This is a genomic window from Shinella sp., from assembly GCF_052438155.1.
Lineage (GTDB): Bacteria > Pseudomonadota > Alphaproteobacteria > Rhizobiales > Rhizobiaceae > Shinella.
Genome location: NZ_JBQVPI010000030.1, coordinates 17445 through 42010, shown reverse-complemented (window position 1 = coordinate 42010; position 24566 = coordinate 17445). Strand labels below are relative to the sequence as shown.

The window sequence follows — 24566 nt, the reverse complement described above, 5'->3', positions numbered from 1 at the left end:
TGTTTCGCCCTGTCCTCTCTGTTCTAGGAGCATTCGCGCCGACCTGTTTGTGATGGGACAAACAGGCCTTTCCGGCCGATGCGGCATTTTGGCAGAGGCTGATTTGCTCTTTGCCATCTCGCAAAGAAGGCGCCGCGCATCTGCCCTAGAACAAGCTGACAATTGCAAAGGAACGAGACGATCATGACCGCCAGCCAACCCGCAGCGCGCGTCAGCCGCGCCGTCCCGCGGGGCCTTTCCCGCACCGGCCCGGTTCTGTTTTCCTACGGCTTCCGGCCGTTCTTTCTCGGCGGCGGCGTCTGGGCCATCGTGGCGATGGCATTCTGGATCGCCGCGATCACCGGCCGCATGGATCTTGCCCGCGAATATGGCGCGCCCAACTGGCACGCGCACGAAATGCTGTTCGGCTTCGCCTCCGCGGTGCTCGCCGGCTTTCTGTTGACGGCCGTGCCGAACTGGACGGGACGCCTGCCCGTATCCGGCTGGCCGCTTGGCGGGCTTTTCGCCCTGTGGTGCGCCGGCCGCGTCGCCCTGCTTGCCACCGAGCAGATCGGCGTGGTGCCGGCGGCGGTCATCGACGGCCTCTTCCTGCCTGCACTCCTTGCCATCTGCACGCGCGAGATCGTGGCGGGGCGCAAGTGGAAGGACCTGAAGGTGCTTGCCGGCCTGCTGGCGCTGTCACTCGCAAACGGCCTCTTCCACGTGGCAGCCATCGATGGCGAGCATGACCGCCTTGCGATCCGCCTTGCGGTCTCCGCCTATGTCATGCTGGTGATGATCGTTGGCGGCCGCATCCTGCCGAGCTTCACGCGCAACTGGCTGAACAAGTCCGGCCGCACGGATTTCCCCGTGCCCTACAATCACTTCGACAGCGTCGCCATCATCGGCGGCATCTGCGCTCTTGCCGCCTGGACGGTCGCACCCGAGCACCCGGCGACGGCGGGGCTCGGCCTTGCAGTCGCCGCCCTGCACTGCATCCGCCTCCATCGCTGGCGCGGCTGGACGACGAGGCCGGAAAAACTGATCGCCGTGCTCCACGTCGCCTATGCCTTCGTGCCGCTCGGCTTCGCGGCCATCGGCGTCAGCGCCCTCGGCTACCTGGAAGAGCGAGCCGTACTGCACCTCCTTTCGGTCGGTGCTATCGCCGGCATGATGCTGGCGGTGATGACGCGGGCGAGCCTTGGCCATACCGGTCGTGCGCTAACCGCCTCGCGCCTCACCGTCACCTCCTATGCCGCGCTGATCCTGTGCGCGCTGGTGCGCCCGCTTGGAGAAATCTTGCCTGCTGCCAGCCCGCAGATCTACGCCGCCGCCGGCCTCCTCTGGATCGCGGCCTTCAGCCTGTTCTGCCTGGAATATGCGCCGATCCTCGCCCGCAAGCGCCGCACGCCGCTCTGAATCAAACGGCCCGGAGTTTTCTCTCCGGGCCGTTCTCTTCAAAATGCTTCCGTCATCATCTCCGGCGTCCAGGGCGGCTCGTAGGTCATGTGCACCTCCGCATATTCTACGCCCGGCACATACCAGACGCAGTTGCCGACAGCCTCCTTGAGATAGTCGCCGGCCGGGCAGCCGCGTGTCGTCGTGGTCATGGTGACACGGGCAATGCCGCCATCCTCCACATCCACCGCATAGATCAGCCCGAGATCGACGATGTTACGGCCGATCTCGGGGTCGATGATCATGCGCAGGGCATCGCGGATATCGTCGGCAAGCCTTGCTTTCTCTCCGTCGCCCATCGCTTCAGCCCTTCCGCACGAGGATGCGGTAGGCCGAGCCCGTTTCGTCGAAATTGCCGGCCCACTGGTGGCCGCGCTTCGTCAGTTCCGGGAAAAGGAACAGCGGCTCTCGGGACAGCAGTGCGAAGAGTACCTCGCCCGGCGCCAGCTCTTCCGCGACCGCCAGGATGCGCACCATGGGCTCCGGCGGGCCGAGATCGGTAAGATCGAGATGCCGGACCGGATCCGGCCAGGTCTCGGGACGTTCGGCATCGGCGGAGATTTCGACCGGTGCCGCATCCGTCTGCGGTGTGAACAGCACCTCCCAGTCGCCGTCCTCGACCTCGCGTACCTGATGATCGAAGCCCCGGCTCGCCATGACGCGAAACAGCGGCTGCGGCCGAAACGTGGCGAGGAGTTTCAGGCCCTGCCCGGGACGAAGCTCCTGCACCGCCTCCATGATCGCCTGGAACGGCTCTCCGCCGCTGCGCAGGACCGGCCGCACGTCGAGCACCTTCGGCGCGATCTCGGTTGAAATGTCGGACATGGTCATCTCCTTGAAGCGGATAGGGGCAGAAAGAGGTGTGGCCGTATCATGCCGGGTGGTGCACGGAGCGCCAGCGGCACGACAGAAAGCCGGCGGGCGCGGATGAACTCGCGCATCAACGCCAGCGTGGCGGCAAGCTGCAGGCAGACGGCACCGCGAAAAAGAACGGGCGTGCCCGCGAAAAGCGCAAGCGTCGCCGCCGCCACAGCGCCGTAATAGATCCAGAACACAATACGCGCGCGGGTCTCGTCGACGAGGTCCTGCACACGCGGTACCGGCGCCCGGCCGAGCACCGGGCCATAGGCTTCCAGCCAGGTGAGGAAAGCGACGATCTTGTAGAGTTGGGCAAGCCCGAGGCCGGTCAGCCAACCAAAGACGAAGAGGTAGGACAGTGCCATCACCGCCTCACCCGTTCGGATTGCGGGTACATTGACGAGGGCAGCAGCGACGGCAAGCGCGACGAAGGCGGGAAAAGCCGCGCGGATGTTCAGTTCGGCCTGCCTGCGTTTGCGTGCGTGGTAGATGTCAAGAACATCGCCGCCGTAAAGCAACGCGGCCACCAATGTCAGCAGCAGCGCAGCCGCAAACAGCAGGTCCGCGCCGGCAAGCGCAAACAGCACAAGCGGAACACAGGCGACGGCGAGCCCGATCACAACGCTTGCCAGCCACCAGACGGCACGGCTTGTCCGCCGCTCCGCCTCGGGCGACAGCAAAAACATGGCAAGCAGACGATAGCTGACGCCGGCCGCGGTGATACTCAGCCAGCCGCCAAGACCGAGCACCGCATGCAACTCCACACCATCCGCGACCAGCCGGGCCAGCAGCGTGTTTTCGCTGGAGCCCGACAGCACCAGGGTAAAGCTGGCACCGAGCAGGATTGCGCCGACGAGGGAAACGAGCCCCGTCGCGACGAAGCGAGCCGGCAGTGGCAGGGGACGCGCGGCACAAAGCGTCACGGCAAGAATGCCGGCGACAAGACCAAAACCACCGAAAAGCAGGCTGCCGCCAAGCGGCAACAGAAGGAGCGGCAGGTCCAGCGCACCGGAAAGCGCAACGAACCCGCCGGCGAGAAACGCAAGGCCACCGACAAGCAGAACCAGTGCCGGCGCGGCAAAACGCCCGCCGACGAGGGGGCGGGCGATGAGAACCGGCACGAATTGCAGCAGCGCGCCCGCCATCAATAGGCTCAGCCAACCGATCGCGATGACATGGACGACCACCAGCGTCTCCGGCGCACCGACAGCCGCATCCGGATAGCCGTAGCCGGCAACCATCAGGCCCTGCCCCGCGACCAGCATCAGACAGGCGGCGGCGAAATAGGACATGGTCCAGCGAGAGAGCGTGGCGCCCGGCATGTCGTTTCTCCCTCGCCGCGTCCAGTTCTAATGGTCCGCACCGCAGCAGCAGTCGCAGCCACCATCTTCGAGCCGGTCGATCTCGACGCGCCAGACGGCCGGGCCCTCTTCCAGATAATCCCAGCCGAACTGTCCGGGAAAATTCGTTTCGAGCTGGTAGTGCAGCGGGCGTGGGTCGTGGTCGCTGGTGATCAGCATGGATTTGCCGGGCAGCAATGCGCCGAGCATGCCGAAGATGCGCGGGTGACGCTCGCGCGGCGGAACGGTACGGACGTCGATGGCGGGTTTTTCCTGGTGGTCTGACATGGTCTGGTGTTTCCGTCCCGGCCGCTCCGATCCTGTTCCGGAAGGCACGGCCCGACTCGACCGGAACCGCCTGACGCTAGCCGCACGACCTTCCCGTCACTTTGATCAACCGCAAACAAAACCGGAAATGCGGACCACAGCACCTGGTGCTTGGCTTTGCGCAAAGAAGCCCATCCGTCCCAGCCCTAGGTTTTCCTCAATCGACCATCCAGACAGAGGAAAGCCCATGCGACAGGACCTGATCGAGAAATACGGCGAAGCGCGACTGCCGCGCTATACGAGCTATCCGACAGCGCCTGGTTTCTCGCCCACCGTCGGCGCCGGCACCTATGGCGACTGGCTCTCCGCCATCAAGCCGGGCACGAACGCCTCGCTCTACCTTCACATCCCCTTCTGCCGGTCCATGTGCTGGTACTGCGGCTGTCACACCACCATCACCCAGCGAGACGCACCGATCCTCGACTACATCGACATGCTGCGAAAGGAGATAGGCCTCGTTTCAGAGCGCGTGGAAAACCGCATCAAGGTCAGGCACATCCATTTCGGCGGCGGCACGCCGACGATCATGAAGCCGCAAGAGTTCCGCGACCTGATCGGTCTGCTGCACGCCCGTTTCGGCCTCGTCGCAGGAGCGGAGATCGCCGTGGAGATCGATCCGCGCACGCTGACGGCGGAAATGGCGGCGGCGCTCGGCGAAGCGGGCGTCACCCGCGCCAGCCTCGGCGTGCAGAGTTTCGATCCCGTCGTGCAGAAAGCTATCAACCGCATGCAGAGCGAGGCGCAGACCGCCGAGGCCGTGACGCGGCTGCGCATAGCAGGCGTCAGCGGCATCAACTTCGATCTCATCTACGGCCTGCCGCACCAGACGGTCCAGTCCTGCATCGACACGACGAAGGCGGCGGTCGCCATGCGGCCGGAGCGTTTCGCCGTCTTCGGCTATGCCCACATCCCCTCGTTCAAGAAACACCAGCGGCTGATCGATGAGCGCGCGCTGCCGGATGCCTCGGCACGCGCCGAGCAGGCGGAGGCGATTGCCGAAACGCTCGTTGCAGCCGGCTATATCCGCATCGGCCTCGATCACTATGCGCTCCCGAGCGATGATCTCGCTATCGCTGCAAAGCGCGGCCGGCTGCGTCGCAATTTCCAGGGCTATACGATGGATGCCTGCGAAACGCTGATCGGCTTCGGCGCGTCGGCCATCGGCCGTACGCCGGCAGGCTACATCCAGAACGAGGTGCCACCGGGACTTTACGCCCAGCGCATCGCCTCGGGCCGCCTCGCCACCGTCAAGGGTTATCGGCTGACCGCAGAGGACCGGTTGCGTGCCGATATCATCGAGCGGCTGATGTGCGACTTCTGCGCCGACATTACCACTATTGGCGCCCGGCACGGCTTTGATGCGGCCCCGCTCCTGCAAGGCAATGCCCGGCTGGCGGCGCTTGCCGAAGACGGTGCGATCGACATCCGGGGCGGCACGGTCACGGTGCGGCAGGATCACCGCTTCATCATCCGCGCGGTCGCCGCCGCCTTCGATGCCTATATCGACCAGTCGGCACGCACGCACAGCAAGGCTGCCTGAAACCACAAATCGAGAAAGCAAAAGGCCCGGCGTGGTGCGGCACGCCGGGCCTTTCTCGCAACTCCCGTGTCCTCTATCCCACGAGACCGCGATAGATCGCCGGCAGCGCCGCAGGCAGCCGGGCGATATTGCTGACGATGGCATAGCCGTTGCGACCGAAGATGGCGGGCACATAGGCCTGCGCCTCCCGGTCGACCGTCACGCCGAACACGCTGAAGCCCGTGCGCCGCGCCTCGTTAACAGCGCGACGACTGTCCTCCAGCGCGAACCGGCCCTCGTAGTGATCGACATCGTTCGGCTTGCCGTCCGTGAGGATCAATAGGAGTTTCCGGCGGTTCGGCTGTTCGCGTAGCTTCGCCGCCGCATGGCGGATCGCCGGGCCGATTCGGGTATAGAAGCCCGGCTTGAGCGCGGCGATGCGTGCCTCCACGCCATGGCCCATCGGCTCGCCGAAATCCTTGACCGTCTCGACGCGCACCCAGGAGCGGCGACGCGAGGTGAAGGTGAGGATCGAATGGCTGTCGCCGCAGGCGGCGAGGCCGTGGGAGAGCACCAGCAGCGCCTCCTTCTCCACGTCGAGCACCCGGCGGTTGTCGAACCAGGCGTCGGTGGAGAGCGAGACATCCACGAGGATGGTGACGGCGAGGTCATGCGCCTGCGGCCGGCTCATCAGATGGATGCGGTCGCTGCCCTGCCCCCCGGCGGCAAGGTCGCTGCGCGCCCGCACCACCGCATCCAGATCGAGCTCTGCACCGTCGAGCTGCGCGCGCAGCATTTCATGACGTGGCCGCAGCACTTCGAATTGCCGGCGCACGCGGCGGATAAGGCTTTTTGTATCGGCATCGGGCTCCGGCACGGCGGCCGTATCCGGCGCCGGCGAAGCGAGCACCCGGCACTGGTCCGGCAGGTAGGTCGCGGTGCGATAATCCCATTCGGGATAGGTGAATTCGCCTGTCAGCCGGGTGCGGTCGAGTGCTTCTGGCGGCAGGTCGAGATCGAAGCGGAAGCGCGCGGCGGGGCGGCCCTTGCGCTCGCCGAGCGTCATGTCGTCGAGCTCGTCGGCCGCAGAGGCATCGTGGTCGTCGCTATCGTCGCCGGGACGGTCGACATTGACCATCTCGGCCATCGCCAGGATCTTCTCGAAGCGGTTGAGCATGAAGGGACTGCGTTCGCTCTTGCGGTTCTCCGCCTTCTCGCGCAGCGCCACATGGCGCCCGGTCTCCGGCGTCTCGGGCGTGCCTCCGCTCACCGGCTGGTCCTCCTCGCCGCGCCCTTCGCCCTCTTCGCGCAGGAGCGCATCCGGCCAGAGCGGCACGGGCAACATGGGTAGATAGCCGGCCGGCGCGCAGTGCGGGAAGATCACCGGCATGGTGTTGTCCGAGAGGCCTGCGCCTTTGCGCAGAAGGCTCAGGATGCGGTTCTCGACATGGTGCTCGATGGAGGGAAGCGGCCGGGGCTGGCGCGCTTCCAAGGCGGCGGCGCAAAGGCGGCGGTAGCGCCTTGCGAGGCCGGGAAAGTCCTCGAGCACGGCTTTCGCCGTCGCTTCCGCGCGCTGGAGAATGTCGAGGTCGCGCAGCAGCGGGTCACTTTCCGCGATCGGTTCCAGCGGCATCAGGGCCATGGCGGCGGCGAGCCAGACATAGAGATCGCGGTTAAGCGCACGATCCGGGAACAGGTCGATTGCGCCGGGCAGCATGACAGTCGCATGGTCGCGACCGGGCTGCACCAGCTTCTCCTCGCCGAGCCCCACGCGCTGGCGCAACCGCAGGCGGTGCGTCAAGGTGCGCCCGCGCGCAGGTGCGATCTGCACCGCCCCCTCCCCGCCGAAGCCCCGAAAGCAGACGGCGAGAACCGGGCGGACATCCTCCAGCCGCACCGCCTGGTCTGGATGACGCGGCCAGCTGCCAGTATTGCCGACCAGTCGGTGCCAGGCCCGACCGACGGTTTCCTCAAGCTCCAGAAAATCCAGCATGACAAAACCTCACCGGATCATCGCATCGGCGATTTCGAGGAGGGCGGCACGCACATCCGGCTCGTCGGTCAAGGGCTCGATCATCGCGGCCCGCACAGCCTCGCGCGCGCTCATGCCGCTGTCGATAAGGCAGGCGCAATAGACCAGCAGGCGCGTCGAGACGCCCTCTTCGAGGTCATGCCCCTTCAGCGCGCGCAGCCGATGCGCCAGCGCGACCAGCGGCGTGACACGCGCCTCGTCCAGCCCGCTTTCCGTGGCGACGACGGCAATCTCAGCTGCCTTGGGCAGGAAGTCGAACGCGATGGCGACGAAACGCTGGCGGGTGGAGGGTTTCAGCGCCTTCAGGAGGTTCTGGTAGCCGGGATTGTAGGAGACGACGAGCATGAAGCCGGGCGGCGCTTCCAGCACCTCGCCGGTGCGCTCCAGCGGAAGGATGCGCCGGTCGTCGGTGAGCGGATGCAGCACGACGGCGACGTCCTTGCGGGCTTCCACGATCTCATCGAGATAGCAGACCCCGCCCTCGCGCACCGCCCGCGTCAGCGGACCGTCGACCCAGACCGTATCGCCGCCCTTCAGCAGGTAGCGGCCGGTGAGGTCGGCAGCCGAGAGATCGTCGTGGCAGGAGACGGTCGACAGCGGCAGGCCTAGCTTTGCGGCCATATGGCTGACGAAACGGGTCTTGCCGCAGCCCGTCGGGCCTTTCAGCAAGAGTGGCAGCTGGCGCATCCACGCCTTTTCGAAGAGGGCGCATTCGTTGCCGGAAGGGCTGTAGGCGGGAATCTCGGCATGGGCGGCCTTGAGCATCACGTTCATGTCGGTCTCCAAGTCTATAGAGGAAGAAAGGTGCCGGCCCCGCGGGATGACGGGGCCGGCCAGCACTCACTCGGCGGGTTGGACCATACGGGTAAGGCTGTCGGTACGCTCACGGCCGGGGACCAGCACCGCCCAGATGAACATGAGTGCCGAGACGAGCACGACCACGCCCGAGCCGAGGCGGACCCAGTAGAACAGCGCCAGCTGGTCCTGCACGTCCATGAAGCTTTCGCCGAGCACGCGCTGGAGGTGGATCTGCACGACGCCAGCGAAGGTGAGCGCGAAGGTCATGACCGACATGGCGGTGCACATGATCCAGAAGCTGACGATCGAGAGCCACTGGTTGTAGGGCTGACGGCCGCGGATCTCCGGGATGGCAAAGGCCATCATGGCGAGGTTCAGCATCACATAGGCGCCGAAGAAGGCGAGGTGTCCGTGCGCGGCAGTCATCTGCGTGCCATGGCTGTAGTAGTTCACCGACGAGAGCGTGTGCAGGAAGCCCCACACACCGGCGCCGAAGAAAGCCATGACCGAGCAGCCGATCGACCAGAGCAGGGCCGCCTTGTTCGGATGGTTGCGGCCGGCCTTCCAGGTCATCACGAAGGTGAAGATGACCATGGTGAAGAAGGGGGCTACTTCCAGCGTCGAAAACAGCGAACCGATCCACTGCCAGTAGCCCGGCGCGCCGATCCAGTAATAGTGGTGGCCGGTGCCGAGAATGCCCGAGAAGAGTGCCAGGCCGACGATGACATAAAGCCACTTTTCCACGACCTCGCGGTCGATGCCGTTGAGCTTGATCATCAGAAAGGCGAGCACGGAGGCCATGATCAGCTCCCAGACGCCCTCGACCCAGAGGTGGATGACGTACCACCAGTACATCTTGTCGAGCGCCAGGTTGATGGGGTTGTAGAAGGCGAACAGGAAGAAGAGCGCGAGGCCCCAGAGACCGAAAAGCAGGATGTTGATGACCGTGGTCTTGCGGCCCTTCAGCGCCGTCATGGTGATGTTGAACAGGAACATCAGCACCACCACGACGATGCCGACCTTGGCGATGAAGGTCTGTTCGAGGAATTCACGGCCCTCGTGGATGCGGAACATGTAGCCGACGACCGTCAGACCGGCCGCGATGAAGAACATCCAGAACTGCAGGACGGCGAGCTTCGGGCTGTAAAGCTCCGTCTCGGTCTCCTCCGGGATCATGTAGTAGGTCGCGCCCATGAAGCCCATGAGCAGCCAGACGACGAGCGCATTGGTGTGGATCATTCGCACGATGTTGAAGGGCAGAAGCTCGGACAGCACGTTCGGCAGCACGTAGATCGTGCCGGCGAGAACCCCGAAGAGCACCTGGGCAAGGAACAGGCCGAGCGCGCCGTAAAAATACAGCATCGCGACCTTTTGCGTTTGATATTTCATATCTTTCTCCTGGGCGCTTGTCGGTCAGCCGGCATCGTTCGGCGGCCAGTTCTGGGTCAGGATCCGGCTCGTCCATTCGAGGAAATCGGCCAGATCATTGAGTTCCTGTTCGGTTAGGTTGAACTGCGGCATCTGCCGCCGGCCCTCCGCCCCGCTCGGCTGGGCAGCCATCCAGGCCTTCAAGGCCTCGCGCGCGCCTTGCGGGTCATCGACGCCGCCGTAGCGCTTCCACACATTACCGAGCTCGGGCGCGAAATAGGCGCCTTCGCCAAGCAACGTGTGGCAGTTGATACAGGCGTTCTTTTCCCAGACGTGTTTTCCCCGCGCGACGCTGTCGGTCAGCGTCGTCTCGTCGGTGGAGGTGGTGCGTATGTAGTAGTGAGAGTGGGCCGTAAGCCCCACGAAGATCGCGAAGAAGAAGATGGACCCGCCATAGAAGACATTGCGGGCCCCGGTCTTGGTTAGGCGCTCTGCCATCCCCTGGTCCTTTCCTTGCCGAAACTCCCCGAGCCCGGCGCCAAACCCGCCGACTGGCTTGCCGGCGAGCCCCTCGCCGGCAGTGCGGGACGTCTTGGGTTCTAGCGTCGGGGAAAAAGCCTTCTTTGCGCATTGGCAAAGAACGAGGCGGTTCGTCAGCCGATGAGCGTGACGGCGACCGCGCGGGTGAGTGCAAGCAAGAGCAGGGACGCCGGCCAGGCCAGCAGCGCGGACCGCGTGACGCCGCTAGCAGCGCGCAGTTCCATGAAATCGAGGATGACGATGCGGCTCTTCGCATAAGCCATGACGAGTACGGCGATGGTCGGCACCAGCAGCCCGCCGCTCAGCCCGCCGACGAAGGCGCCGCCGGCGGCGAGCGTCAACAGCAGGGCGAGGATAGCATTAAACTGTTCGCGAGCCTGTCGGGTCATGGAGCCTCAACCGAGATAGACGATGGGGAACATAACGAGCCAGATGAGGTCAATCGCATGCCAGAGCGTGGCGATCATCACAACGTTCGCCCGCGATGGCCGCCAGGCAACAAGCAAGAGAATGCCGGCGCCGAAAAGCACATGCAGCAGATGAAAGCCGGTGACGAGAAAATAGAGTTCCGCGAGCGTGCCAGCCGTGCCGATGCCGGAGCGAACCTCAACTGTGTATTCGACCAGCTTGATCAGCACGAAGGCAAAGCCAGACAGCGCGGCAAACATGAGTGGCCGGCGCGCCGCGCTGTCGCCCGAGCGAACAGCGAGCGCCGCCTGCCAGCCGCTGAAGACGAGAAGTACCGTGTTGAGCGCGGCGAGCCCCGGATGGAGATGAGAGCGCAGAAGCGATGCGCTCCCGACATCCGTCACCGTCATCACCATGAAGGCGATGAGCAGTGCGCCGAAGGCGGCCAACTCGCTCCACACCAGAATCCAGAGCAGCAAGGAATCGTCGCCTCCGCTCTCCGCCTTCCTGCCTGTGGTGTCCACGTCGTCTATCGTCGCCATGGCCTTTCGTAGCGTCGGGAGCCGCAGGCTTCTTTGCGCCGGCACAAAGAGTAGCGGCGGCCGGCGCGGCAGAATGGCGGTGAAACGAAAGGATCCTTCCATGACGGATGCACAGTTCGGCCTCGTCGTCGCAGCCCCGGTCATCGCCGGCTTTGCCATGATGCTCTATCGCATGGGCGTCCTGCAGGGCGCGGGCACGCTTTCCGCCGTCGGCGCGTCGATCGTCATCGCTGCCGTGCTGTTCTTCGGCCAATAGGAAACACCATGAGCGAACCGAGCCTTGATGCCGCCAGTATCGACAGGTTGCCGAAGAGCCTTCCCTCATGGTGAAGGCCGCGCCGACGATCGACGCGCGCACCATTTTCGCCTGAACCAGCGGCTCAACCGTGCCCGATTGCCGTGTTGCGCCCGCGCGACACCCAGGCAGCTCCTTCCTGCTGGTGCAGAAAACCGTTCGAGAAGCGCACGCCCGGATAGATGCTCGACAGGCCCGCAATCGCCTCCGCGCCGTCCATTCTGCCATCGAGGACCGCACGGTAAACGCCGGCCACCGCAACCATGTCGCAATCCTGCGGGGAGAGCCGGACACGCGAAAGTCCCGCCTCCACCAGCGGCGCTAGATCATCGAGAAGCACGGCACAGCTATTCGACATAGTCTGCACGCCGTTCAACACGAAGAAGGATTGGCGATCGAGGGTGCGCAGCGGCAGGCCGTCCGGCTCCTCGCCGCAGATGAACTGGCAATTGTCTTTCGTCAGTCCCTTTGAGCGGGCATGGGCGCAGCGGGCGGAAATGGCGAGCGGCATGCGGCCGAACGCAAAAATCTCGAAGGAGAAGCCCGGCATCGCGGCCAGAATCTGCAGGATGGAACCCGCCGGCAGCTCCGGTGGCAGGCAGATGTTGTCTGCGCCACGCGCCGCAAGCAGGCGCGCCGTTGCGGCATTGTAGACATTGACCAGCGGGCCGATCGCATGCGGTCGGTCCTTGACGAGGCCAAGTGCAGAAAGATCGTTCGCCTCGACCGGGTGGGCGCTGTCGCGGATGAGATCACGGACATACCGGCTTTCCCGCTCCAGCGTCACCATGGCGAGCGTGGAGAACGTCACCCGTTTGCCAGCCGCTTCCAGCCGCTCGACGACCTCTGCGACATGCGGCTCGCTGAAATGCTGGCGCTTGGAGCAGACGGTCTCACCCAGCGTCACATGGGCAACGTCCGCCTCGTCGGCGATGCGGAAGTAGAAGTCACGCCATTTCGGCCCGTTCCACAGGAAGTAGACCGGTCCGAGGCTGAGAGCCGGTTTGTTGGTCTTCGACATGTCGGCTCCTATCGCCAGCGCTTGTCATAGGCGCCCGTCGTGGTGCGCTGGCCTTCGCTCATTGCGCGCAACCGGGCCACCAGCGCGGCCCGCTCTGCCGGCCCCGCGGTGAGCGCCCTCTTCAGCGAAGACACTACCTCGGCGACGTAGGCCTTGCCGCGCTGTCGCCCCTCGATCTTAAGCGCGCAGACGCCGGCCGCCCGGAGCGCATCGATCTCATCGATGACATCGAGCGAGACCGGATCCTCGAAGGCGTAGCCTTCCACGTCGCCAATCGCGAAACGCCCCTTGCATAGCGTCGGGTAGCCGGAGGCTTCACCGGGGCCGAAACGGTTGATCGTGTAGGCGCCGAGTTCCGAGACGAGGTCCGCGCCGTCCTGCCGGTAGCGCACATGGCTAGCCGGCGAGCAGACGCCATTCATGTTGGGCGATTTGCCGGTGGCGTAGGAGGAGAGCGAACAGCGCCCCTCCGCCATCACGCAGAGCCCGCCGAAGGCGAAGACCTCCACCTCGCAGGCGATCTGCCGCGTCAACCGGGCAATGTCCTGCACGGTCAGCACGCGTGGCAGCACGACGCGCCTGGCGCCAAAAGCCTCGATGAGAAAGCGGATCGCATCGGCATTCGAGGCCGAAGCCTGGACGGAGACGTGCAATCGCTGTTCCGGATACTTCTCCGCCACATAGGCCATCAGGCCGAAATCCGCGAGGATCAGCGCGTCGGCGCCGATCGCCACCGCATCGTCTGCCGCCCGATACCAAAGCGCCTCATCGCCCGCCCGCATGAAGGTGTTGAGCGCGACGAAGGTCTGCACCCGCCTGCCGCGGGCAAGTCCTATGGACTGGCGCAGTTCCTCGCGGCTGAAATTGAGGCCGGGGAAATTGCGGGCATTGGTCTCATCGCGAAAGCCGCAGTAGACGGCATCGGCTCCGGCCTCCACCGCCTCGCGGAAGGCGGAAGGCGTGCCGGCCGGACAGATCAGTTCCATGCAGGGACCCTCCCTTCGAGGGTCTTGGCGCGGACATATCGCGCGATAGCAGAAACCAGCGGCGAAAACGGCCCGGCCAGCGCGCCGAGTTCGCTTGGCAGGTCGATCGCGCTGTCATCGAGCGCATTGCGCAGCGCCAGCATGGCCTCCATATCGCCCGTCACCGAAAGGTCGCGCGAAAAGAACAGCGCGTCAGCATCGCATCGCCCTTCGAGAAGCCCCAGCAGCAACACGAGCGGTCCGCCAATGCGGGCATCCGCCGATGGCGCCTGGCCTCGCGACACGCTGAGCGAACGCTTTTGCGGGACTACGATGAAATGCAGCGGCAGGTCAGTCGGCGAAAAACCATAGCGGACCTGCTGGTACGGACCTAGCCGTTCGAAGAGGCCGGGATGAGCCCTCAGAACCCCGGAAAAGACGAGGCGCGCCATCCGCTCGACCAGCCAGATCGGCGCTATATCGGCGGGTTTTGCGAGAAAGGGAGGAAGAAACGACATGAACAGGACCCCGGCGAGAAACGAATGACCGGAACCTAGGGAGCCTTGCGCTTGCGGAGTTTGCGCCAGCTCAAAGACCACGACAATTTTCCCCGGCAAAGGAGCGGCATGAAAGCCGATGCCGCCATTCCCCGCCGTTACGACAGCCTGCAGGATTTCGTGGCGCTCCTGGAGCGACGCGCACGGCTGAAGCGCATTGCAGAGCCTGTTTCTCTCGTCCACGAGGTGACGGAAATCCACCGCCGCGTGCTGGCAGATGAAGGGCCTGCACTTCTCTTCGAGCGCCCGGTCGATGCGGAAGGGCGCACCCAGCCGATCCCTCTCCTCGCAAACCTGTTTGGAACCCGCGAGCGCATCGAATGGGGTTTCGGGCTCGAAGCCGGTGGCCTGCCGCGTCTTGCGCACTTCCTCGCCGATCTGCGCGATCCGCGGCCGCCGCGCTCGCTGCGCGATGCGTGGCACAAACTGCCGCATCTCAAGGCCGCGCTCTCGATGAACCCGCGCGAGACACGGCGCCCACCCTGCCAGCAAATCGTCTGGCGGGAGGATCAAGTCGATCTCGACCGCCTGCCCATCCAGACCTGCTGGCCGGGCGAACCGGCGCCGCTCGTCACATGGCCGCTTGTCATCACGCGTGCACCGGAGGATCCGAGCGACGTCAATGTCGGCATTTACCGTATGCAAAAACTCGGCCGGAACCGGCTGATCATGCGCTGGCTGGCGCACCGTGGCGGCGCCCGTCACCACCGCCTCTGGCAGGCGCTTGGACGCGACATGCCGGTTGCGGTGGTCATCGGTGCCGATCCGGCAACGATCCTCTCTGCGGTGATGCCACTACCGGACGGTTTGAGCGAACTGAGTTTTGCTGGCGTGCTGGGCGGGCGGCGGCAGGAAACAGCGCTGGGCGTGAGCGTTCCCGTGCCGGTGCCTGCCAGTGCGGAAATCGTGCTCGAAGGCATGGTTTCGGCCACCGAGGAGGCCGAAGAAGGTCCCTACGGTGACCATACCGGCTACTACAATGCCGTCGAACGCTTTCCGGTGATGACGCTTTCGGCGATCACCATGCGCAAAAACCCGCTCTATCTCTCCACCCATACCGGCCGCCCGCCGGACGAGCCGTCGCGGCTCGGCGAGGCCATGAACGAACTCTTCGTGCCGCTGGTGAAACGGCAATTTCCGGAAATCCATGACCTCCGGCTGCCGCCTGAAGCGTGCTCCTACCGCGCCATGGTCGTCTCGATGAACAAACGGTATCCCGGCCAGGCGCGGAGGGTGATGATGGGCCTCTGGTCCATGCTGCCGCAGTTCACCTATACCAAGCTGATCATCGCGGTGGACGACGATATCGACGTCAGACGCTGGGAAGACGTGATCTGGGCGCTCTCCACCCGCTTCGACGCGAGCCGCGATCTGATGTGCGTCGAGAACACCCCGATCGACTATCTCGATTTCGCCTCTCCAAAGGCTGGTCTCGGCGGCAAGCTCGGTCTCGACGCCACCACAAAGATCGGCACCGAAACGGACCGCGAATGGGGCCGGGTCCTGGCGATGTCACCGGACGTCACCGCCCGTATCGACGGTCTCTGGGCCTCCCTCGGCGTTGAGGGTATTGCGCCATGAACATTGCGCGCGTCATCGTCGGCATATCCGGCGCGTCCGGTGCCGCACTCGGCATGCGCATCGTCGAATTGCTTGCCGCACTCCCGGATATCGAGACGCATCTTGTCGTCTCCGATGCCGCGCGACGCACACTCGACCTGGAATGCGACCCGACCGCGTTGGAACGACTTCAGTCCCTCGTCCATCACCATCATCCGAACGACGACATCGGGACGTCGATTGCCAGCGGCTCCTTTCCGGTCCATGGCATGATCGTCGCGCCCTGTTCCATGCAGACGCTTTCTGCGATTGCGACAGGCCGCACGGACACGCTTCTGGCGCGCGCAGCAGACGTGCAGTTGAAGGAGCGCCGCCGGCTGGTGCTCATGACCCGCGAGACGCCGCTCCATCTGGGGCATCTGCGCAATATGTGTGCTGTCACCGAAATGGGGGCGATCATCATGCCTCCCGTGCCGGCCTTCTACCATCTTCCGCAATCCGTCGCTGAGATCGTGGACCACCTCGCCACCCGCGCGATCGACCTTCTCGAGTTGTCTTGTTCGCCGCTTTCGAAGAGCTGGCCAGGAACGCTTCAAGGCCTTGAAGGGTGAGCGCCAGGACCGGCGCGATGGCTTATAAACTGCTGCGAAGCCGAGACTACGCATCTTGCGTCAGTAGTCCGCATCGCAAGCGTTTCGCGAACTGCCCGCCGTCCGTTTAACGCCGGGAATTCCTGGTCGTTAGAAACAGGCCGTCGTGAGAGGGCACACAAAGCCATTTTAAGCCGATGCTTCCGATCCAATCGATCGTGTATGATCTGATCCCCAAAAACAGGACCGCTTTTGGGGATCAGAGCAATCTTCAGAAATTGGCTTGCGGACGCGGATTAGGCTGATAGCGTGATCGCGTGCGATCGCGGAAAGCTAAGCGGAAGTGGAGCTTGGGCAGACCGAGAAGGTCCGTGCGCGTTGCCAGACCTTGATGTAGATTTCGTGCAATGCTTCTTCCGCGTCACCGCGGTTGCTCAGAATGCGCAGGCATATGCCCATTCGTTTCGGACTGGTCGATTCGTAAAGCGACACGAAAGCCGCGCGATCTCCGATGGCGATACGATTGACCAGGCCTGCGATGTCGTCGCTGTGCATTGAGAGTAGTCCTGCCACCCGCCTCTTATAAAGATCGATCGTTGAAATCCCTGACATCTGCAGCGTCCGTGATGTCCGAGCCTTGAGCCAACTGCGCAGTGGGTCTACGCGATAGGCTAGTCATGTCTGGTTATGAGATCCTGTAATCCGCCGCGTGATCCAAAAACCTGCCCCGGCGGCAATCGCAGAAAGAACCGTTCCCCAGACCAAATCAGCGATTGTCAGGAGGGTCGACCAGTTCTTAAGCGTAGATTGATTGGTCAGGTCGTATGTGGCGTATGCGGTGAAGCCAACCGCCGCGCCATGAAGCAGAGCCGTCGCAAGCGAACCGGACATCAAGCCACTTCTCACGGCAAGATAGGTCAGTCCGCCAGCATATATAAAATAGAAGGCTATAGCCGGGATGAGACTGAACTCAGCGGCGAGCATGTCACCGAGAACCGGACGGTAAAGGCGGTCAGCCATGGTGCTCAACCAGACAAAGTCGATCGCAGCGAAAACAATGAGTGTAGCGAAATATGCGACCGCGTACGTCTTCATAGTATGCTCCTAACGTCCTGAACCGTGTCAGTGGATCCGCGTCCAATCGATGCCCTTGCAAAGGAGGCCAGCCACGATGCAGCCGCGGGTAATCATCTTGTCACCATCGATGGTCACGGTGAGCTTGTAGGTTATGTCACGCTGCGGATCGTAGGCCTTCCCGGAATAAGCACCTTCGGCGCTTGGCTTGATCGTCATGACCAGCTTGTCGCCTTCCTTTTCTTTGGCTGTCCCCGGTTTGATCCAGGTATTCACCGCGCAGAGGTCGGACCCGCAGGGCGCGATCATAACCCTGGCATTTCCGTCGCCTCGCGCCCATTGACCGTCGATATCAGCGGCCTTCGCGATGCCGACATAACCAAGCGCGACAACTGTAACTGTCAGAGTGAGAAACTTCATCTCCATTCTCCTTTGAGAGGCCTACGCATGCTCGACCGTGTAAAGTCCAACATCGATGCTTCCCTCCTCGAACCCGGCCTCGCAGTAGCAAAGGTAATAATGCCAGAGCCGCTTGAAGCGCTCGTCGAAGCCCTGAGCTTCGATCGCCGGCCAGTTGGCATGGAAGCGGAACCGCCAGTCGGCCAGCGTTCTGGCATAGGATTTTCCGAAATGCTCGACTTCGGCAAGCTTGAGCCCGGCGGTTGAGATCGCCTGTTTAAGTGCCTTGTCCGATGGCAGGAAACCGCCGGGAAAGATGTATTTCTGGATAAAATCGGTACTACCGCGATAGGACTCGAATCGCCTCTCCTCGATCGAGATGATCTGCAGCACGGCGCGCCCGTCATGCTTCAGGCAACGTTTCAAAGTGTCGAAGTAACCCCGCCAATAGGCCTCGCCGACTGCCTCGAACATCTCGATCGACACGATACGGTCGTATCGGCCATCCGTGTCCCGGTAGTCCTGAAGTCGCAGCTTGATATTTTCGGCCAGACCACTTTTAGCCGCGAGATCCTGCGCCCATGCCAGTTGCGAGGGAGACAAGGTGATCCCGAGGACGTTTGAATTCGACTTGGTGGCAAGCTCGACAGCCAGCGCTCCCCAACCACATCCAATTTCCAGCACGCTTTCGCCGCCCTTAAGGGCCAGCTTTTTGCCAATCCGGTCGAGCCGGTTTTGTTGGGCGGCTTCGAGAGTCGGCGTCGTCTCGTCATAGATCGCCGAGGAATAGAGCATCGTCGGATCGAGCCATTCCTTGTAGAAGCTATTGCCGAGATCGTAGTGCGCCTCGATATTGCGCCGGCTTCCTTTCCTGGTATTGGCGTTCAGCAGATGGCTTATCCGATGGACGAAGCGCATCAGCAGATTTCCTTCGATTGCCGACGAGAGCGCCTTGCTGTTGCGAGCGGCAAACCGGATGACCGCCGTGAGGTCCGGGGTTGTCCACTCTTCTTTCAGAAAGCCCTCGGCAAAACCGATATCGCCGGCCGTGAAGAGGCGACGCACCATGCGCCAGTTCCGCACAACGATCATGGCGTCTGGACCGTGCTCCGAACCTCTTCTTTCAATCGTCGCCCCGGACGGCAGCACAACCCTCAGGCGGCCGAAGCGTATGTCACCAATCAGACGCGCCAGAAGCCTGGCACCAAAGCTCAGCCGTTGCGAGCGAACTGGGACGGCAGGCGTTATTCGGGAGATATCGTCAAGCTGGCTCATCAATTTCGACTTTCGGAGGTGATAGTTTCTCATCGATCAGATCGCAGCGGACGAAGGAAACAGGATCCTCCGGCGGTTTCGGGCGTAAGCGCAGACGAATGCCTTTCAACCAAATCTTCAGCGCCTCCCAATGGATGCCACCAACGACCCTGATCGTCAGAAATGGAATGGTGAAGAACACTCTCAGCAGGACGGCATCCGACAGTTCCGTCCGCTTCGCGAGATGCCGTGCCGTCAGCATCAGCCCTTGAACGTCGAACGCATCGATGCGGATCGAAAGACTTTCGGTCGGAGCACGGACCCGAAATTCGTAGCGCAGATCCAGGTCCATGAACGGCGAAACATAGAATACCTTGTCGCAGCGCTGCAGGATTTCTTCGCCAGCGTCTCTCTCGACTGGAATCATGTAGCCGTGGCGCTCGCCGAACGTGTTATCCACTTCCCAGAGGATCGCCCGCAAGACGCCATCCTTGCCGTAGCAGAAGAAAACGCTCAGCGGATTGAAGGCCCAACCCAGCAGCCGTGGCATCGTCAGCAGGCGGATGGGACCGCCATCCGGCTCGACGCCCACTACCTGCATGGCGCTCTCCACCTGCCCCTTGAGATCGGCCCCCGACCGATCGCCGCGGTCCTTGCGGCGAAACGAGAACAGATTGAAGCGATCGACGGAAAACAGTTTGAGCCGACGATCGAGCGTCTCGAGTTCGTCGAGATCGATCAGGAGTGAATAAATCCGATAGCCGAGACTATGCCGTTTGGGCTTCAGCCGCACATGCGTCACATGCCCCGGAAACAGGGCCGACTGCAGTTGCCCCGTCATGCCAGAACCTCCAGTGGTATCGGTCGTTCGGCCGGCTTGCTCAGCGGCTTGCGGACGATGCGGGCGCTCTCCTGATCCACCTGCCAAGGCCGACCCACACCGCCAAGATCCTCGGCGACTGCCAAGCCTGCCTGAATACCATCCTCATGAAAGCCGGAGCCGAGATGCGCGCCACAGAACCAGGTATTGCGCACGCCCTGCAGCGACCATACCTCGTGCTGCGCCCGATCGGTGACAAGGTCAAACACCGGATGATCATAGACCTCGCGCCGAATAACAGTTTCTTCGCGCGGCGCACGACGGGGATTGAGGGTTACGAAAGTCGGCGGTGCTGCTCCAAGCGGCTGCAGCCGGTTCATCCAGTAAGTGATTGACGGCTGCGCCGGACCGATCCCGGCATCTGCGCGTGTATCGGCGACATAGTTCCAGCTCGACCAGGCTGGCCGCCGCTTTGGCATCAGGGTCGTATCGCCGTGCAGCACGGCTTCGTTGCGCGAGTAGCGGAAGGCGCCGAGAATACGACGCTCTTCGTCGCTCGCATCGCCGAGCATACGCAGTGCCTGATCCGCATGGGTCGCGATCACCACGTCGTCGAAGACCGACACGCCGCCATGCGCATCGCGGATCTCCACGGATCCGGGCTGGCGACGGATCGCCTCCACCGGTGTCGAAAGACGGATGCGGTCGGCGAACCGGTGGATCATCCGCGTCACATATTCCCTGCTGCCGCCGTTCACCGTACGCCAGACGGGGCGGTCCCAAAGTTCGAGAAGCCCGTGATTGCAGCAGAAGTTCACGAAGCCGGCTGCCGGATAGGCGCCTACCTGCATGGCTGGTGTCGACCAGATCGCCGCCGCCATCGGATAGAGGTGATCGTCGCGAAAGGCTCGGCCATAGCCGTTGCGCGTCAAGTAATCGTCGAGCGAAATGCCGCCCATCATTGCAAGATCACGCGGTGCGCTGCGATAAAACCGCAGAATATCGCGTATCATTGACCAGAAGCGCGGTTTGACGAGATTGGATTTCTGCGCAAACAGTCCGAGGCCGGTGCCACCGGAGTACTCGAAGGCGCCCTCGTTTAGCGAGACCGCAAAAGACATGTTGGAAGCGGCCGTTGGCACGTCGAGCGTGCGGAACAAGGCGGTCAGGTTCGGATAGGTCGCCTCGTTATAGACGATGAAACCGGTATCAACCGCGAAGCGGCCGTTCGAGCTCTCGAACTCAACCGTATTGCTATGGCCGCCAACGCGGTTCGCTGCTTCATAGACGGACACATCATGTCTCTGCGACAGTAGCCAGGCAGCCGAGAGGCCGGAAATACCGCTTCCCACGACTGCGATTTTCAGGTGCCTTCCGCCAGCAGCGCGCTCATAAAATGCCATGCAAACCCTCTCGTCCTCGCCGGTTCAGATGCTCCATCTGCGCATTACGAGAGGTGCTTCGGGTTAGTTTCGCGATGTGCGAAAAATTTTCGAGATTCTTGAGGGCCTGCCGAAACTGAAACGCCTTCGGCGCCGTACCAGACTGTAGGATTACATTTGGAGCTGATCGAGGAACAGGATGGACTTGACTCTTCTGGTCGTCATCGCACTCTGGCTGTCGCTTGCCATGTCGATCGCCTGGGGCATCCAGCGCGCCACAGGTGCGAGCGGCTGGATCGATACGATCTGGTCTTTCGCGGTCGGTGGCGGCGGCATATTCGCGGCACTCTTTGCCGATGGCAATTTTGACCGGCGCATGGCCGTCTTGTTCCTCATCGCAACCTGGTCGCTGCGGCTCGCTGGCCATATCGGGTCGCGCACCAGAGCTCGTGGTGAAGATCCGCGATATGCAAAAATTATCGAGGACTGGGGCGACAGCGCCGCGTGGCGGCTCTTTCTCTTCCTGCAGATCCAGGCCGTTGCGGCGTTTATCCTGGTGCTTGCCGTTTATCTCGCCGCCGCAAACGACGCCCCCTTTCCCCGGTTCATCGACGGTCTCGCGACAATGGTCGCGCTCGTGGCGCTTGCCGGAGAGGCCGTCTCAGACTGGCAACTCTCGCGATTCCGCAAGACCCTGCAGGCGAAGACCAACGTCTGCGAAACAGGGCTGTGGCGCTATTCCCGGCACCCTAATTACTTCTTCGAGTGGCTATTTTGGTGTTGCTGGCCGCTGTTTGCGCTGAACCTTTCGGCGTGGAGTTGGCTGTCGATGCTCGCGCCGCTCCTGATGTATTGGCTGCTGGTGCACATCTCCGGTATTCCGCCGCTCGAGGAACACATGCTGCGCTCGCGCGGCGACAAGTTCCGCGCCCTTCAAGCTCGCGTCAACGCCTTCTTTCCCGGCCCCCGAAAATCCGAACCCACTCATCAAGGAGAATAGCCGTGAACATGCTGGCCTTCGCCATCAGTACCGCCGAGCGCGCGCCGCTCACCGACGGCATGACGCTTGCCGGCATCGATTTCCTGTGCGGCCGTACCAAGCGCAAACTCGCTGCGACATCAGCCCAAACGGAGCACGCCTTCGTAGAGACCATGGGGAAATTTCCCGTAGCGACCCATACGCACGATGCCAATCGCCAGCACTATGAGGTGCCGGCGGAGTTTTTCGCCCTCGCACTCGGCCCGCAGCGCAAATACTCCTGCTGTCTTTATTCGACCACGGACACGACACTGGCGGAGGCGGAAACCAACGCGCTTTCGCAGACAGTCCAGCATGCTGCTATCGAAGACGGCATGAGCATCCTCGAACTGGGATGCGGCTGGGGATCGTTGTCACTCTATCTCGCGCGCCAATTTCCGAAGTCGCGAATCACCTCGGTCTCCAACTCGGCCTCGCAACGCGCATATATTCTCGACCGCATGCGACAGGACGGTCTGTCCAATCTCGAAGTCATCACGGCCGACATGAACGACTTCACGACGGAGTTTCGGTTCGATCGGGTGGTCTCGGTCGAAATGTTCGAGCACATGTCGAACTGGAGGACGCTTCTGAAGCGTGCGCGGGGTTGGGTGAAGCCGGACGGCAGGCTTTTCCTGCATGTATTCACCCATAAGGACCGCTCCTACCGCTTCGACCACGACGATCCAGCAGACTGGATTGCCCTTTACTTCTTTACCGGCGGGATCATGCCGGCACATGATTTGCCCCATCGCTTCGGCGATCTCTTCCAGGTCGAAAACGAGTGGCGTTGGTCCGGCACCCACTATCGACGAACCGCACGCGACTGGCTTTCGAATTTCGACCGCAACATCGATCGCATCCAACCCATTTTCCGCCAGGTCTACGGCAAGGACGCCTCTCTGTGGTTGCGCCGCTGGCGGCTGTTCTTCCTGTCGACCGCGGGCCTCTTCGGCCACGACAATGGCGACGTCTGGGGCGTTGGCCACTACCTGCTGGCGCCGGCGCCGTGACCGGGGCGAAGCGCGCCCCACTCGACCCACTGACCCAAGCAACCGTCACGGTGGCCTGGGTGATCGTCCTGAACAAACCGTTCTATCCGCTCTATGTCTGGTATCTTGTCGGCGATGGCGTCTCGGCAGCGCTCGGCTCACTTGTCGCCGCGCCGTTCTTCCTGGCGATACCCTTCCTGGCGCCGCGTTCCAGTTTGGCAGCTCGTGTCGCCCTCCCCCTTGTCGGCACACTCGATACCCTATTCGAAACGAAGCTTTTTGGACCGGCTTCTGGCACGGAGCTGTTCTTGGCCGCCTGCATCCTGCTTGTGGCGCTCTCGTTCCGGGCCGACGAGTTATGGTGGCAGCGCGGCGCGGCCGTCTTCGTATTCGTGATTTTCGTGTTTTCCCGAAACTGGATCGGCATGCCGCTCCACGCATGGAAAGGGAGTGGCTTATCGATCTTGCTGAACCTCAACGCCTTCGCGGTCGCAAGTCTGACGACCTTCATCGCCCTTCGTTTTGCCGGGATCGTCCGCTCCGGCGAACCCGATCCGGGAAATCTTCGTTAAGAGACCAGGTTCATATGGAGGAGATCATCATGCTATCACATATTCGCGTTTCGGCATTTCTGACAGTCATGTTCGGCCTGCTGTTCGGCCTGACAACGGAGGCTGCCGCCGCGCCCAAAGTCGTCCAGGTTGGAGCTGACCACTATCGGGGGACTTGGCTGGAGATCGGGCGAACGCCGATGGTCCTGACCGATGGCTGCGTCGCCGGTTATTCGACATATCGGAAGGGCAAGACGCCGGACGAGGTCATCGTCGAGGACGGCTGCCACGTCGATACGCCGAAGGGCAGATTGAAGACGGTCAGCGGCACGGGCAAGATCGAGGATTTCGGAACGGCAAACGCGAAGATGCGCGTCCGTTATCCGCTGTTGATCACCTTCAACTACTGGATCCTTTACAAATCACCTGACAAATCCTGGTTCATCAGCGCCAACCCATCCATGACGGATCTCTGGATCTATTCGAGAACGGTCCCTTCGAAGGCACGCCTGCAACGGATGGTCCGAAAGGCAAGCGAACTTGGGTATGATGTCAGGAAGCTCGAGTTTCCACTGGCTCGCTAGAATGGCGATGATACCGCTGGATGCAAAGAGCGAGAGCTCTTCAAAGGACATGCACCATGCCATGGCGATACCATCGACTTAACAACTTAAACCTGGATCGCCACTTGTCGCCTTTACCTCCATAAAGTTCTCCAGTTCCCGCTTGCTGCCTTCGCGACCATTACCCAACAGCTTGAAGCCGCCAAAGGAGCGTCCCGGAGCGCGGCTCTTGCCATCTAGCTGGATCACACCCGCCCGGATACGCCACGCAATGCAAAGGCGGCATATCACGCGGGAGCTGAGAGGCGGCAGGCTCGCTTACGCGATAGTTGGAAAGCCAGAGTTATTATTTTCTA

Annotated in this window: 28 protein-coding genes; 9 read left to right on the top strand and 19 right to left on the bottom strand. The window is 62.7% G+C overall.

Annotation, left to right across the window (positions count from 1 at the left end; all coding sequences use genetic code 11):
* The first annotated feature begins 183 nt into the window (after window positions 1–183).
* Window positions 184–1398, top strand: coding sequence for an NnrS family protein (locus ACT6VE_RS29680; RefSeq protein WP_444801857.1), 1215 nt, complete (start codon window positions 184–186; stop codon window positions 1396–1398).
* A gap of 38 nt (window positions 1399–1436) precedes the next feature.
* On the opposite strand, the gene ACT6VE_RS29675 is transcribed toward ACT6VE_RS29680, so the two are convergent.
* Genes ACT6VE_RS29675 through ACT6VE_RS29660 form a run of 4 tightly spaced genes read right to left on the bottom strand, consistent with a single transcriptional unit; the run spans window position 1437 to window position 3923 of the window.
* A complete protein-coding gene (locus ACT6VE_RS29675) occupies window positions 1437–1736 on the bottom strand; it encodes a metal-sulfur cluster assembly factor (RefSeq protein ID WP_069062210.1) in 300 nt (99 codons plus the stop codon).
* 4 nt (window positions 1737–1740) lie between these two features.
* Entirely contained in the window at window positions 1741–2262 is a 522-nt protein-coding gene (locus ACT6VE_RS29670; RefSeq protein WP_444801856.1) for a DUF2249 domain-containing protein, read from the bottom strand.
* 2 nt (window positions 2263–2264) lie between these two features.
* Entirely contained in the window at window positions 2265–3617 is a 1353-nt protein-coding gene (locus ACT6VE_RS29665) for a hypothetical protein (RefSeq protein WP_444801855.1), read from the bottom strand.
* Window positions 3618–3644: 27 nt separating this feature from the next.
* Window positions 3645–3923 carry a DUF2249 domain-containing protein gene (locus ACT6VE_RS29660; RefSeq protein WP_444801854.1) on the bottom strand — a complete coding sequence of 93 codons (279 nt, stop codon included), beginning with the start codon at window positions 3921–3923 and terminating at the stop codon, window positions 3645–3647.
* Between the two features lie 226 nt (window positions 3924–4149).
* On the opposite strand from ACT6VE_RS29660, the gene hemN reads away from it, so the two are divergent.
* Window positions 4150–5502, top strand: coding sequence for an oxygen-independent coproporphyrinogen III oxidase (hemN, locus tag ACT6VE_RS29655; RefSeq protein WP_444801853.1), 1353 nt, complete (start codon window positions 4150–4152; stop codon window positions 5500–5502).
* 73 nt (window positions 5503–5575) lie between these two features.
* On the opposite strand, the gene ACT6VE_RS29650 is transcribed toward hemN, so the two are convergent.
* The 6 genes from ACT6VE_RS29650 to ACT6VE_RS29625 form a co-directional block, all read right to left on the bottom strand.
* Window positions 5576–7474, bottom strand: a complete 1899-nt coding sequence (locus tag ACT6VE_RS29650; protein WP_444801852.1) for a nitric oxide reductase activation protein NorD — start codon at window positions 7472–7474, stop codon at window positions 5576–5578.
* A gap of 9 nt (window positions 7475–7483) precedes the next feature.
* Entirely contained in the window at window positions 7484–8287 is an 804-nt protein-coding gene (locus tag ACT6VE_RS29645; RefSeq protein ID WP_444801851.1) for a CbbQ/NirQ/NorQ/GpvN family protein, read from the bottom strand.
* A 66-nt stretch (window positions 8288–8353) separates the two neighbouring features.
* Entirely contained in the window at window positions 8354–9700 is a 1347-nt protein-coding gene (locus ACT6VE_RS29640) for a cbb3-type cytochrome c oxidase subunit I (protein ID WP_444801850.1), read from the bottom strand.
* A 24-nt stretch (window positions 9701–9724) separates the two neighbouring features.
* Window positions 9725–10177, bottom strand: coding sequence for a c-type cytochrome (locus ACT6VE_RS29635; RefSeq protein ID WP_444801849.1), 453 nt, complete (start codon window positions 10175–10177; stop codon window positions 9725–9727).
* 155 nt (window positions 10178–10332) lie between these two features.
* Window positions 10333–10608: a cytochrome C oxidase subunit IV family protein gene (locus ACT6VE_RS29630; RefSeq protein WP_444801848.1), complete on the bottom strand. Its 276-nt coding sequence runs from the start codon at window positions 10606–10608 to the stop codon at window positions 10333–10335.
* A 6-nt stretch (window positions 10609–10614) separates the two neighbouring features.
* Window positions 10615–11169 carry a cytochrome c oxidase subunit 3 gene (locus ACT6VE_RS29625; RefSeq protein WP_444801847.1) on the bottom strand — a complete coding sequence of 185 codons (555 nt, stop codon included), beginning with the start codon at window positions 11167–11169 and terminating at the stop codon, window positions 10615–10617.
* A gap of 100 nt (window positions 11170–11269) precedes the next feature.
* Between ACT6VE_RS29625 and ACT6VE_RS29620 the strand changes: the two genes are divergently transcribed.
* The gene (locus ACT6VE_RS29620) at window positions 11270–11425 is read left to right on the top strand and encodes a hypothetical protein (RefSeq protein WP_444801846.1); all 156 of its coding nucleotides are present in this window, start codon (window positions 11270–11272) and stop codon (window positions 11423–11425) included.
* Between the two features lie 124 nt (window positions 11426–11549).
* Here ACT6VE_RS29620 and ubiV read toward each other — a convergent pair whose 3' ends face one another.
* From ubiV to ubiT, 3 genes are read right to left on the bottom strand one after another with little or no spacing between them, the layout of a single operon-like run.
* Entirely contained in the window at window positions 11550–12485 is a 936-nt protein-coding gene (gene ubiV, locus ACT6VE_RS29615) for a ubiquinone anaerobic biosynthesis protein UbiV (protein ID WP_444801845.1), read from the bottom strand.
* Between the two features lie 8 nt (window positions 12486–12493).
* Window positions 12494–13471 carry a ubiquinone anaerobic biosynthesis protein UbiU gene (gene ubiU / locus ACT6VE_RS29610; protein ID WP_444801844.1) on the bottom strand — a complete coding sequence of 326 codons (978 nt, stop codon included), beginning with the start codon at window positions 13469–13471 and terminating at the stop codon, window positions 12494–12496.
* Entirely contained in the window at window positions 13462–13968 is a 507-nt protein-coding gene (ubiT, locus tag ACT6VE_RS29605) for a ubiquinone anaerobic biosynthesis accessory factor UbiT (protein WP_444801843.1), read from the bottom strand. Before ubiT ends, ubiU begins: the two co-directional genes overlap by 10 nt.
* Window positions 13969–14076: 108 nt before the next feature.
* On the opposite strand from ubiT, the gene ACT6VE_RS29600 reads away from it, so the two are divergent.
* Together ACT6VE_RS29600 and ACT6VE_RS29595 are read left to right on the top strand one after the other, a co-directional pair.
* Entirely contained in the window at window positions 14077–15588 is a 1512-nt protein-coding gene (locus ACT6VE_RS29600) for a UbiD family decarboxylase (RefSeq protein ID WP_444801842.1), read from the top strand.
* Window positions 15585–16178 carry a UbiX family flavin prenyltransferase gene (locus ACT6VE_RS29595; protein ID WP_444801841.1) on the top strand — a complete coding sequence of 198 codons (594 nt, stop codon included), beginning with the start codon at window positions 15585–15587 and terminating at the stop codon, window positions 16176–16178. Before ACT6VE_RS29600 ends, ACT6VE_RS29595 begins: the two co-directional genes overlap by 4 nt.
* A 312-nt stretch (window positions 16179–16490) precedes the next feature.
* Here ACT6VE_RS29595 and ACT6VE_RS29590 read toward each other — a convergent pair whose 3' ends face one another.
* The 6 genes from ACT6VE_RS29590 to ACT6VE_RS29565 all read right to left on the bottom strand — a co-directional run bounded on the left by ACT6VE_RS29590 (window position 16491) and on the right by ACT6VE_RS29565 (window position 21107).
* Entirely contained in the window at window positions 16491–16712 is a 222-nt protein-coding gene (locus ACT6VE_RS29590; protein WP_444801840.1) for a sigma factor, read from the bottom strand.
* A gap of 120 nt (window positions 16713–16832) precedes the next feature.
* Entirely contained in the window at window positions 16833–17252 is a 420-nt protein-coding gene (locus ACT6VE_RS29585) for a DUF2177 family protein (protein WP_444801839.1), read from the bottom strand.
* A 27-nt stretch (window positions 17253–17279) separates the two neighbouring features.
* Entirely contained in the window at window positions 17280–17651 is a 372-nt protein-coding gene (locus tag ACT6VE_RS29580; protein ID WP_444801838.1) for a DUF2147 domain-containing protein, read from the bottom strand.
* A 21-nt stretch (window positions 17652–17672) separates the two neighbouring features.
* Complete coding sequence (locus ACT6VE_RS29575) at window positions 17673–18905, bottom strand: class I SAM-dependent methyltransferase (RefSeq protein WP_444801837.1); 1233 nt, start codon at window positions 18903–18905, stop codon at window positions 17673–17675.
* On the bottom strand, window positions 18892–19725 hold the full coding sequence (locus ACT6VE_RS29570; protein ID WP_444801836.1) for a DUF1365 domain-containing protein: 834 nt from the start codon (window positions 19723–19725) through the stop codon (window positions 18892–18894). Before ACT6VE_RS29570 ends, ACT6VE_RS29575 begins: the two co-directional genes overlap by 14 nt.
* Window positions 19722–21107: an NAD(P)/FAD-dependent oxidoreductase gene (locus ACT6VE_RS29565; protein WP_444801835.1), complete on the bottom strand. Its 1386-nt coding sequence runs from the start codon at window positions 21105–21107 to the stop codon at window positions 19722–19724. Before ACT6VE_RS29565 ends, ACT6VE_RS29570 begins: the two co-directional genes overlap by 4 nt.
* A gap of 178 nt (window positions 21108–21285) precedes the next feature.
* Here ACT6VE_RS29565 and ACT6VE_RS29560 point away from each other — a divergent pair, with 178 nt between their 5' ends.
* Genes ACT6VE_RS29560 through ACT6VE_RS29545 form a run of 4 tightly spaced genes read left to right on the top strand, consistent with a single transcriptional unit; the run spans window position 21286 to window position 24231 of the window.
* Window positions 21286–22086: a DUF1295 domain-containing protein gene (locus ACT6VE_RS29560; RefSeq protein WP_444801834.1), complete on the top strand. Its 801-nt coding sequence runs from the start codon at window positions 21286–21288 to the stop codon at window positions 22084–22086.
* A 2-nt stretch (window positions 22087–22088) separates the two neighbouring features.
* A complete protein-coding gene (locus ACT6VE_RS29555) occupies window positions 22089–23117 on the top strand; it encodes an SAM-dependent methyltransferase (RefSeq protein ID WP_444801833.1) in 1029 nt (342 codons plus the stop codon).
* Window positions 23114–23668 carry a hypothetical protein gene (locus tag ACT6VE_RS29550; RefSeq protein WP_444801832.1) on the top strand — a complete coding sequence of 185 codons (555 nt, stop codon included), beginning with the start codon at window positions 23114–23116 and terminating at the stop codon, window positions 23666–23668. Before ACT6VE_RS29555 ends, ACT6VE_RS29550 begins: the two co-directional genes overlap by 4 nt.
* Before the next feature lie 29 nt (window positions 23669–23697).
* A complete protein-coding gene (locus ACT6VE_RS29545) occupies window positions 23698–24231 on the top strand; it encodes a lipocalin family protein (protein WP_444801831.1) in 534 nt (177 codons plus the stop codon).
* The last annotated feature ends 335 nt before the right edge of the window (window positions 24232–24566 follow it).

Excerpts from the sequence above, each read along its gene's own strand:
- ACT6VE_RS29590 (WP_444801840.1), bottom strand. The coding sequence starts at position 16,712 with ATGCACAGCGACGACATCGCAGGCCTGGTCAATCGTATCGCCATCGGA.
- ACT6VE_RS29675 (WP_069062210.1), bottom strand. The coding sequence starts at position 1,736 with ATGGGCGACGGAGAGAAAGCAAGGCTTGCCGACGATATCCGCGATGCC.
- ubiU (WP_444801844.1), bottom strand. The coding sequence starts at position 13,471 with ATGGAACTGATCTGTCCGGCCGGCACGCCTTCCGCCTTCCGCGAGGCG.
- ACT6VE_RS29640 (WP_444801850.1), bottom strand. The coding sequence starts at position 9,700 with ATGAAATATCAAACGCAAAAGGTCGCGATGCTGTATTTTTACGGCGCG.
- ACT6VE_RS29635 (WP_444801849.1), bottom strand. The coding sequence starts at position 10,177 with ATGGCAGAGCGCCTAACCAAGACCGGGGCCCGCAATGTCTTCTATGGC.
- ACT6VE_RS29650 (WP_444801852.1), bottom strand. The coding sequence starts at position 7,474 with ATGCTGGATTTTCTGGAGCTTGAGGAAACCGTCGGTCGGGCCTGGCAC.
- ACT6VE_RS29620 (WP_444801846.1), top strand. The coding sequence starts at position 11,270 with ATGACGGATGCACAGTTCGGCCTCGTCGTCGCAGCCCCGGTCATCGCC.
- ACT6VE_RS29665 (WP_444801855.1), bottom strand. The coding sequence starts at position 3,617 with ATGCCGGGCGCCACGCTCTCTCGCTGGACCATGTCCTATTTCGCCGCC.
- ACT6VE_RS29580 (WP_444801838.1), bottom strand. The coding sequence starts at position 17,651 with ATGAAGTTTCTCACTCTGACAGTTACAGTTGTCGCGCTTGGTTATGTC.
- ACT6VE_RS29570 (WP_444801836.1), bottom strand. The coding sequence starts at position 19,725 with ATGACGGGGCAACTGCAGTCGGCCCTGTTTCCGGGGCATGTGACGCAT.
- ACT6VE_RS29575 (WP_444801837.1), bottom strand. The coding sequence starts at position 18,905 with ATGAGCCAGCTTGACGATATCTCCCGAATAACGCCTGCCGTCCCAGTT.
- hemN (WP_444801853.1), top strand. The coding sequence starts at position 4,150 with ATGCGACAGGACCTGATCGAGAAATACGGCGAAGCGCGACTGCCGCGC.
- ACT6VE_RS29600 (WP_444801842.1), top strand. The coding sequence starts at position 14,077 with ATGAAAGCCGATGCCGCCATTCCCCGCCGTTACGACAGCCTGCAGGAT.
- ubiT (WP_444801843.1), bottom strand. The coding sequence starts at position 13,968 with ATGTCGTTTCTTCCTCCCTTTCTCGCAAAACCCGCCGATATAGCGCCG.
- ACT6VE_RS29670 (WP_444801856.1), bottom strand. The coding sequence starts at position 2,262 with ATGTCCGACATTTCAACCGAGATCGCGCCGAAGGTGCTCGACGTGCGG.
- ACT6VE_RS29545 (WP_444801831.1), top strand. The coding sequence starts at position 23,698 with ATGCTATCACATATTCGCGTTTCGGCATTTCTGACAGTCATGTTCGGC.
- ACT6VE_RS29565 (WP_444801835.1), bottom strand. The coding sequence starts at position 21,107 with ATGGCATTTTATGAGCGCGCTGCTGGCGGAAGGCACCTGAAAATCGCA.
- ACT6VE_RS29595 (WP_444801841.1), top strand. The coding sequence starts at position 15,585 with ATGAACATTGCGCGCGTCATCGTCGGCATATCCGGCGCGTCCGGTGCC.
- ACT6VE_RS29680 (WP_444801857.1), top strand. The coding sequence starts at position 184 with ATGACCGCCAGCCAACCCGCAGCGCGCGTCAGCCGCGCCGTCCCGCGG.
- ACT6VE_RS29645 (WP_444801851.1), bottom strand. The coding sequence starts at position 8,287 with ATGAACGTGATGCTCAAGGCCGCCCATGCCGAGATTCCCGCCTACAGC.
- ACT6VE_RS29630 (WP_444801848.1), bottom strand. The coding sequence starts at position 10,608 with ATGACCCGACAGGCTCGCGAACAGTTTAATGCTATCCTCGCCCTGCTG.
- ubiV (WP_444801845.1), bottom strand. The coding sequence starts at position 12,485 with ATGTCGAAGACCAACAAACCGGCTCTCAGCCTCGGACCGGTCTACTTC.
- ACT6VE_RS29560 (WP_444801834.1), top strand. The coding sequence starts at position 21,286 with ATGGACTTGACTCTTCTGGTCGTCATCGCACTCTGGCTGTCGCTTGCC.
- ACT6VE_RS29625 (WP_444801847.1), bottom strand. The coding sequence starts at position 11,169 with ATGGCGACGATAGACGACGTGGACACCACAGGCAGGAAGGCGGAGAGC.
- ACT6VE_RS29660 (WP_444801854.1), bottom strand. The coding sequence starts at position 3,923 with ATGTCAGACCACCAGGAAAAACCCGCCATCGACGTCCGTACCGTTCCG.
- ACT6VE_RS29585 (WP_444801839.1), bottom strand. The coding sequence starts at position 17,252 with ATGAAGACGTACGCGGTCGCATATTTCGCTACACTCATTGTTTTCGCT.